Below are 6889 nucleotides of genomic sequence, written 5' to 3'. Positions count from 1 at the left end.
GATCTGGCCTCGAAGATGAGGGTGGCCGACTTCACCGCCGCGGCCTGCAAGTCCTTGAGGAACGGCTGCAGCTCCCGCCGGCGCCGAACAGCAGGTGGCTCCCGCCGACCCCGCCGGCTCCGCCGGTGGTGGCCCCGGCGCCGCCGGTTCCGCCGGCGCCGGCTGCGCCGAGCAGCCCGCCGGACCCGCCGGCACCGCCCGACCCGCCGCCCCCGCTGGCGCTGGTGGCGCGGGCGGATTCGGCAGTGCGAACACCGGCGGGGCCGGCGGGGCGGGCGGCAATGCCGGGTTCCTGTTCGGCACGGGTGGCGCCGGCGGCATCGGTGGGTTCGGCGAGCTCACCGGCGGGGCCGGCGGGGCGGGCGGCAACGCCGCGTTCCTGTTCGGCACCGGCGGCGGCGGCGGCGCGGGCGGTCTGAGCGACACCGGCACCGGCGGTCATGGCGGGGCCGGCGGTAACGGCGGCAAGCTGGTCGGCGGCGGCGGTACGGGCGGCGCCGGCGGCGACGCCCTCGGCGCCGTCGGCGGGGACGGCGGTAACGGCGGCAATGCCGGGCTGATCGGCAACGGCGGCAACGGCGGTGACCCGGGGACAGGCGCAACCAAGGGCAACGCCGGCGCCGGCGGTGGCGGCGGGCTGCTCGGCCTGCCGGGGGTGAACGGAACGTAGCCGGCGCCGTCTCGGCTCGTTCGTTGAACGCCGATACCGAGTCTGGCAACATCGGCTGCTACCAACGCCGTAATACCCGCCGGAGGAACCGTGACCGCGGGCAACATCATGATGGTCGCGCTGCTCGCGTGGGCCGTCCTGGCTCCGCCGGCCTTCCTGTGGCTGGGCGTCCTGCTCGAACAACGCCGTCGGCGTTGACGGACCCGGAAAAGTCCGCTGACTAGGGCTTGAACGGGTTGACCGCGAACTGGATAACGCGGTACGGCGCGCGTGCCCGGGCGCGGGTGTCCCATTGGCTGACAAAGATGCGCAGCTCGTCGAGGGTGGACCCGGGCGAGATGTACCCGCCATAGGGCTGCGCGAGCCGGTTGTCGTAGGGGGGCGGGAGGCTTTCGGCCGGATCGGGCCATTCGTCGTGCTGCACCACGGTCGTCACGGGCGCGGTGCCCAGCGAGGTCGGGTCGTCGGCGACCCGGACCTCCATGTTGCCGGTGCTGGCGTTGAAGTAGGACAGCACCGCCTTGCCGTCGATCTGCCTGATCGACATCTCACCCACCTGGTCCGGCCACAACGGCGTCGGCGGCCTGCCCCATCCGCCGTCGGGCCCAGATGCCCAGCCCTGCCACCGGGACCGGTCGATGAACGTCTGCGGCGTGGCCCGGTAGAGCAGCACGGGATCTCGCCGCGTGAAGCTGTTGGCCACGATGTACACCCAGCCGCCCGGCGAGTCCGGGGTGGGGATCGGGTCGTAGTAGCCGCTGATCTGCGACTGCCGGCCACCCTGATAGGAACCGTCGCGGCGGGACCCGGCGACCGTCTGCCAGCCGCCGCGCGCCGGTTCGGCCATCACTAGCCGGGAGCTTTGCGGCTCAAGGTTTTTCGTCGTCGTGACCATCAGGTAGTTGCGCCGGTTGACCTGCACCACCCCGGCCGGCAGCTGAGAGTCGCCCGGCGGCGTGGGGTCGGCCAGCAGCGGCTTGCCGACGCCGGTGACGCCGGTGTAGCGCACCCCGGCGGGGTCGTCGACCGACGCGGTGTCGACGTGCAGCGCGATCGGCGAGTACCAGCCGCCGAACCCGACGCCCTGGCCGGCGAAGCTGTCGCCGCAGACCTGCAACAGCTCGGTGGGAAACTCGACGAACTCGCACAGGTCCGTCGCGCCGATGCCGTAGTCGCCCGTCGGGGTTCCGGTGCCGGCCGTCGGCCCGATCCGCACCACCTGACCCGGCGCCAGTGGCTGCAGGACGGGCTCCGGCGCCGGCGCCGGTGGATCGGCGCGCGCTTGCCAAACAGGCTGGGGCGCAACCAAACACAAGACGCTTAGCAGGGCGACCCGGGCCGAGCTCACCCGGGAACTATAGTTCGGCGGCCAGCAGCTCGGCGATCTGGATGGTGTTCAGCGCGGCCCCCTTGCGCAGGTTGTCCCCCGACACGAACAGCGCCAGGCCCCGCCCGTCCGGGACGCCCGGGTCGTGCCGGATCCGGCCGACCAGCGATTCGTCGACACCGGCGGCGGCCAGCGGCGTCGGCACGTCGACGAGCTTGACGCCCGGGGCGCCGTCGAGCAGCTCGCGGGCCCGCTCGGGCGACAGCGGCCGGGCGAACTCGGCGTTGATCGACAGCGAGTGCCCGGTGAACACCGGGACCCGCACGCAGGTGCCGCTGACCAACAGGTCCGGGATGCCGAGGATCTTGCGGCTCTCGAAGCGCAGCTTCGCGTCCTCGTCCGTCTCCCCCGAACCGTCGTCCAGCAGCGAGCCGGCGAGCGGCAGGACGTTGAACGCGATGGGCGCCACATAGGTGTTCGGCGCCGGGAAGTCGAGTGCGCCGCCGTGGTACACCAGCTCCTCGGCGCCGTCGATGACGGCGCGCGCCTGGGTCGCCAACTCCTCGACACCTGCCAGGCCGCTACCCGATACCGCCTGATACGTCGAGGTCACCATCCGCACCAGTTGCGCCTCGTCGTGCAGGACCTTGAGCACCGGCATGGCGGCCATCGTGGTGCAGTTCGGGTTGGCGATGATGCCCTTCTTGAGGGACCGGGGTTCGCCGACGTCGCGCGCGAAGTTCACCTCCGACACCACCAACGGCACGTCGGGGTCCTTACGCCAGGCCGAGGAGTTGTCGATCACCGTGACCCCGGCCGCGGCGAACCGCGGCGCCTGCACCAGCGACATCGTCTTGCCGGCCGAGAAGACGGCGATGTCGAGCCCCGACGGGTCCGCCGTCGCGGCGTCCTCGACCTCGATCTCCTGGCCGCGGAACTCCAGCTTGCGGCCCTGCGAGCGGGCGGACGCGAAGAACCGCACGGTGGTCGCCGGAAAGTCCCGCTCGTCGAGCAGCCTGCGCATCACCTGGCCCACCTGGCCGGTGGCCCCCACTACGCCGATCGACACCCCATTGGCACCCATATCTACCGACCCGTCCCCGCATACACCGTCGCCGACTCCTCGCCGCCGAGACCGAACGCCTCGTGTAACGCCACGACGGCCTTGTCTAGTTCGGTGTCGCGGCACAGCACCGAGATCCGGATCTCGGAGGTGGAGATCAGCTCGATGTTGACGCCGACGGCGGCCAGCGCCTCGCAGAAGGTCGCGGTGACGCCGGGGTGGCTGCGCATGCCCGCCCCGATCAGCGACACCTTGCCGATGTGGTCGTCGTAGAGCAGCTGGGTGAACCCGATCTCGTCGCGCAGCGCGTCCAGCTTCTCCACCGCGGTGGGGCCGCTGTCGCGCGAGCAGGTGAAGGTGATGTCGGTCTTGCCGTCTTCGACCTTGGACACGTTCTGCAGCACCATGTCGATGTTCACGTCGGCGTCGGCGACGGCCCGGAAGACCCGCGCGGCATAGCCGGGGATGTCGGGCAGGCCGACGATGGTCACCTTGGCCTCGCTGCGGTCGTGCGCGACGCCGGTCAGGATGGGGTCTTCCATACCTATGTCCTTGATCGATCCCTTAACGATGGTGCCGGGCTTGTCCGAATACGACGAGCGGACGTGCACCGGAATGTCGTAGCGGCGAGCGTATTCCACGCAGCGCAGCATCAGCACCTTGGCGCCGCACGCCGCCATCTCGAGCATCTCCTCGAACGTCACCGTGTCCAGCCTGCGGGCGTTGTGCACGATCCTGGGGTCGGCGCTGAAGATGCCGTCCACGTCGGTGTAGATCTCGCAGACGTCGGCGCCGAGCGCGGCGGCCAGGGCGACCGCGGTGGTGTCCGAACCCCCGCGGCCGAGCGTGGTGACGTCGCGGGTGTCCTGGCTGACCCCCTGGAAGCCGGCGACCAACACGATGCGGCCTTCGTCGAGCGCGGTGCGCAGCCGTCCCGGTGTCACCTCGATGATCTTCGCGTTGCCGTGGGTGCCGGTGGTGATCACACCGGCCTGCGACCCGGTGAACGAGCGGGCCTGCGCGCCGAGCGATTCGATCGCCATCGCCACCAGCGCGTTGGAGATGCGCTCACCGGCGGTCAGCAACATGTCGAGCTCCCGCGGCGGCGGGGCCGGGCACACCTGCTGAGCCAGGTCCAGCAGGTCGTCGGTGGTGTCGCCCATCGCCGAGACCACGACGACGACGTCGTTGCCCTGCCTCTTGGTCGCGACGATGCGCTCCGCGACACGGCGGATCCGGTCGGCGTCGGCCACCGAGGATCCGCCGTATTTCTGCACGACGAGCGCCACTGTTGTTCTTTCGGTCCGTGTATAGGTCCACAACAGAATACGTGTGACGGCGAATCGTTTTTGCCGCCGCCGACCCGTTCGGCGCTGATGAAGGGGCGCCCGCCCGTCCGTCGACCGGACAGGGCGGGCGCCTTCGCGGGCACCTGGCGCGGTCAGGTGCTACGACGAGACCGCCTGGATCGCCCAGAAGTCGCTCGCCAGGTGCGCCCTGTTGATCGGCGAGCTGTCCGAGGCGTTCTTGGACCCGGTCAGATACTGGTAAGGCATGTAGAAGTAGCCCTGGTCGCCCCACCCGGGGCCCCACGAGTTGCGAACAATCAAGTGGCCCTTGGGATCCGAGTAGCCGACCGCGAGAACGGCGTGGCCGCCGACGGTAGCTTCGCCCGGTTTGGGCATCGGCATCACGCCCGTTTGCGCGACGGACTGCGACTCGAAACTCTGGTACACGGTGAACCCGAACACGACCGCCAGGTTCGAGGCGATGGCATCCTTGAGCTGCCCCAATGTCTGGATCGCCTCGTACTGCACCGCCTTGTCCTTCGCCGCGGCGACGTAGCAGCGCTTCGGCGGCTTCACGGTGAACACGCCGATGTCGTAGGGCCACAGCGTCTCCGGGCATACGCCCTCACGGTTGACCACCTTGATGCCGTCCCGGATCATCGCGCCGGAGTCGCTGGACACGGTGCCTTCGAGCGCGCGTTCGTTGTAGTAGATGAACAACCGCGAAGGGACGAAATCGGGCAAGCCCTGTCGATCCCGCTCGTACTCCATCGCGGCGGCGATGGCATTTCCGGTGCACGATCCGAGCTGGCCCTGGTCGTACACCGGCGGCATCGACGGACGCAGGTCGTATGCGGGGGGCAGTGTGCCCTTGAGCCTGGGCATGTACAGCATGTCGCGGGCGTCCGGGAGCTGCGGGCGCCAGCCGAATCCGCGGACGTGGCTCCAGTCCTGCGGTGGCTCTTCGCTTTTGACGCGGCCGGCCTCTTGCAATGTTGTCATCGAATCCTCCTGATCTGGGTGGTAGGTCGACCGTAGGGGCGGCGATCCGGGGTTGGGATGCGTAGTGGGCTACCTCATCTGTCGAGGAGCGGAGCGCTGCCGGGAACACAGGTAGCGCACTACGCGTGCCGCCGCGCCGCCGGCGTGATGTGCTCGGATGAACTCGACCAACAGCGGAGGTGCCATGCGGAAGGCTGATGCCGCCCTGCGCAACCAGACACTGCGCAGGGTGCACGCCGGAGAGAAGGTCGCCACGGTGGCGGCCGACAGCGGCATCAGCCCCTCGACGGTGTACCGGTGGAGGCGCGAAAGTCCTTGCGCGGCAACAGACTCAATCGTCGAGGGCTATGTGGGCGACATCACCGGCCCCGGCATCACCGACAAATGGGGGGTGACCTGCACCGACCTGGGCGTGTGCGCGGTAGCTCCGAACGGCAAGCTGGTCTCGGTGTTCGGAGACACCTTCTCCGGCCTCGCCGTCGGGCAGGGCGACTGGCGCGCCCCCGTCGCCCTGATCGGCAGCGGGGACACGAACAACCAGATCCGGTATGAGAGCGCGGGCGGCGTTGACCCTGACTACGCCCAGCAATTGTGGCAGTACATCCACGACGGCCCGCCGTGGAAACAGGGCGGGATCAGCACCGTGATCCCGTCGGACGTGCTGGTCATCGAGCAGATGATGTACCTGCATGCCATCGTCAACCGTGGCTTCGGAAACGTGACCCGCACCGGGATCTGGGCTTCCGCCGACAACGGCGTCACCTGGCGAGCGATGGGCGCCAAGGCCACCTTTTCCGCGTCGGTGTGCGATGGCTTCGCACAGCTTTGGTCGTGGGACTACGACCCCGACGACGGTTGGGTGTACATCGTCTCCACCGGCTTTCAGCGCGACAAGGGCATCATCCTGCGCCGCGTGCGTCCGGGCGATATCGGCAACAAGGCCAAGTACTCCGGCTGGGGCTGGGCCGATAACCAATGGGCGTGGGGCAACGCGCCCACGCCGATCACACCCCCGGGCGAGACCTGGGGCGAGCTGACCTTGCGCAGGCTCGATACCGGCACGTGGATCCTCGGCGGCTTCCTGTCCTCGGAGTACGCGCTGGGATACCGCACCATCGACGACCCCACCGCGAACCTCTACGAGACGGAAATCCAAACGCCGGTGATCGGGACGACCTGGGACGCGCAAGACCTGCCGAACAACCGGGTCGCGCAGCTGTACGGCGGATACGTTCTTCCCGGCTCGCGCCTGGACGTTCCGGGCGGCGTCGGGCTGGTGGTCTCCCAGTGGGACACGGCGACGGGCTGGCCCTACCGCGCGATGCAGTTCCGGGTGACGCTCAAGGACACGACAAAAGCGACGACGGCCCGCCGGGGACGAGCGGGCAGGTCCGGGCGGACCCCGCGACGGTGACGCCTCGTTCACGGAGCGCATCGAGTTTTGGCGCCCAGCCCGCGCGCGGTAGAGTGCACAACGTGCAGCGGGTGCTCCTCCTCGGACGCCGCGACGGGGTCTGATCAAGACCGGCCTCCCGTCG

At 69.5% G+C, this 6889-nt stretch carries 6 protein-coding genes; 2 read left to right on the top strand and 4 right to left on the bottom strand.

The annotated features are described in order from the left end of the window. Positions 1-94: 94 nt before the first annotated feature. Positions 95-670, top strand: coding sequence for a hypothetical protein (locus A5712_RS30875; RefSeq protein ID WP_068107079.1), 576 nt, complete (start codon positions 95-97; stop codon positions 668-670). Positions 671-890: 220 nt separating this feature from the next. Here A5712_RS30875 and A5712_RS16320 read toward each other — a convergent pair whose 3' ends face one another. The 4 genes from A5712_RS16320 to A5712_RS16305 form a co-directional block, all read right to left on the bottom strand. Then, entirely contained in the window at positions 891-2018 is a 1128-nt protein-coding gene (locus tag A5712_RS16320; RefSeq protein WP_068107077.1) for a DUF4185 domain-containing protein, read from the bottom strand. Between the two features lie 7 nt (positions 2019-2025). Beyond that, a complete protein-coding gene (locus A5712_RS16315) occupies positions 2026-3081 on the bottom strand; it encodes an aspartate-semialdehyde dehydrogenase (RefSeq protein WP_068107075.1) in 1056 nt (351 codons plus the stop codon). A 2-nt stretch (positions 3082-3083) separates the two neighbouring features. Further along, the gene (locus A5712_RS16310; protein WP_068107073.1) at positions 3084-4349 is read right to left on the bottom strand and encodes an aspartate kinase; all 1266 of its coding nucleotides are present in this window, start codon (positions 4347-4349) and stop codon (positions 3084-3086) included. Between the two features lie 159 nt (positions 4350-4508). After that, complete coding sequence (locus tag A5712_RS16305; protein ID WP_082973476.1) at positions 4509-5351, bottom strand: C1 family peptidase; 843 nt, start codon at positions 5349-5351, stop codon at positions 4509-4511. 184 nt (positions 5352-5535) lie between these two features. Here A5712_RS16305 and A5712_RS16300 point away from each other — a divergent pair, with 184 nt between their 5' ends. After that, positions 5536-6765: a DUF4185 domain-containing protein gene (locus tag A5712_RS16300; RefSeq protein WP_082973475.1), complete on the top strand. Its 1230-nt coding sequence runs from the start codon at positions 5536-5538 to the stop codon at positions 6763-6765. The last annotated feature ends 124 nt before the right edge of the window (positions 6766-6889 follow it).

Origin of the sequence: Mycobacterium sp. E2327, assembly GCF_001672675.1 — a bacterium.
GTDB lineage: Bacteria > Actinomycetota > Actinomycetes > Mycobacteriales > Mycobacteriaceae > Mycobacterium.
This window is presented reverse-complemented; position numbering and strand designations above follow the sequence as displayed.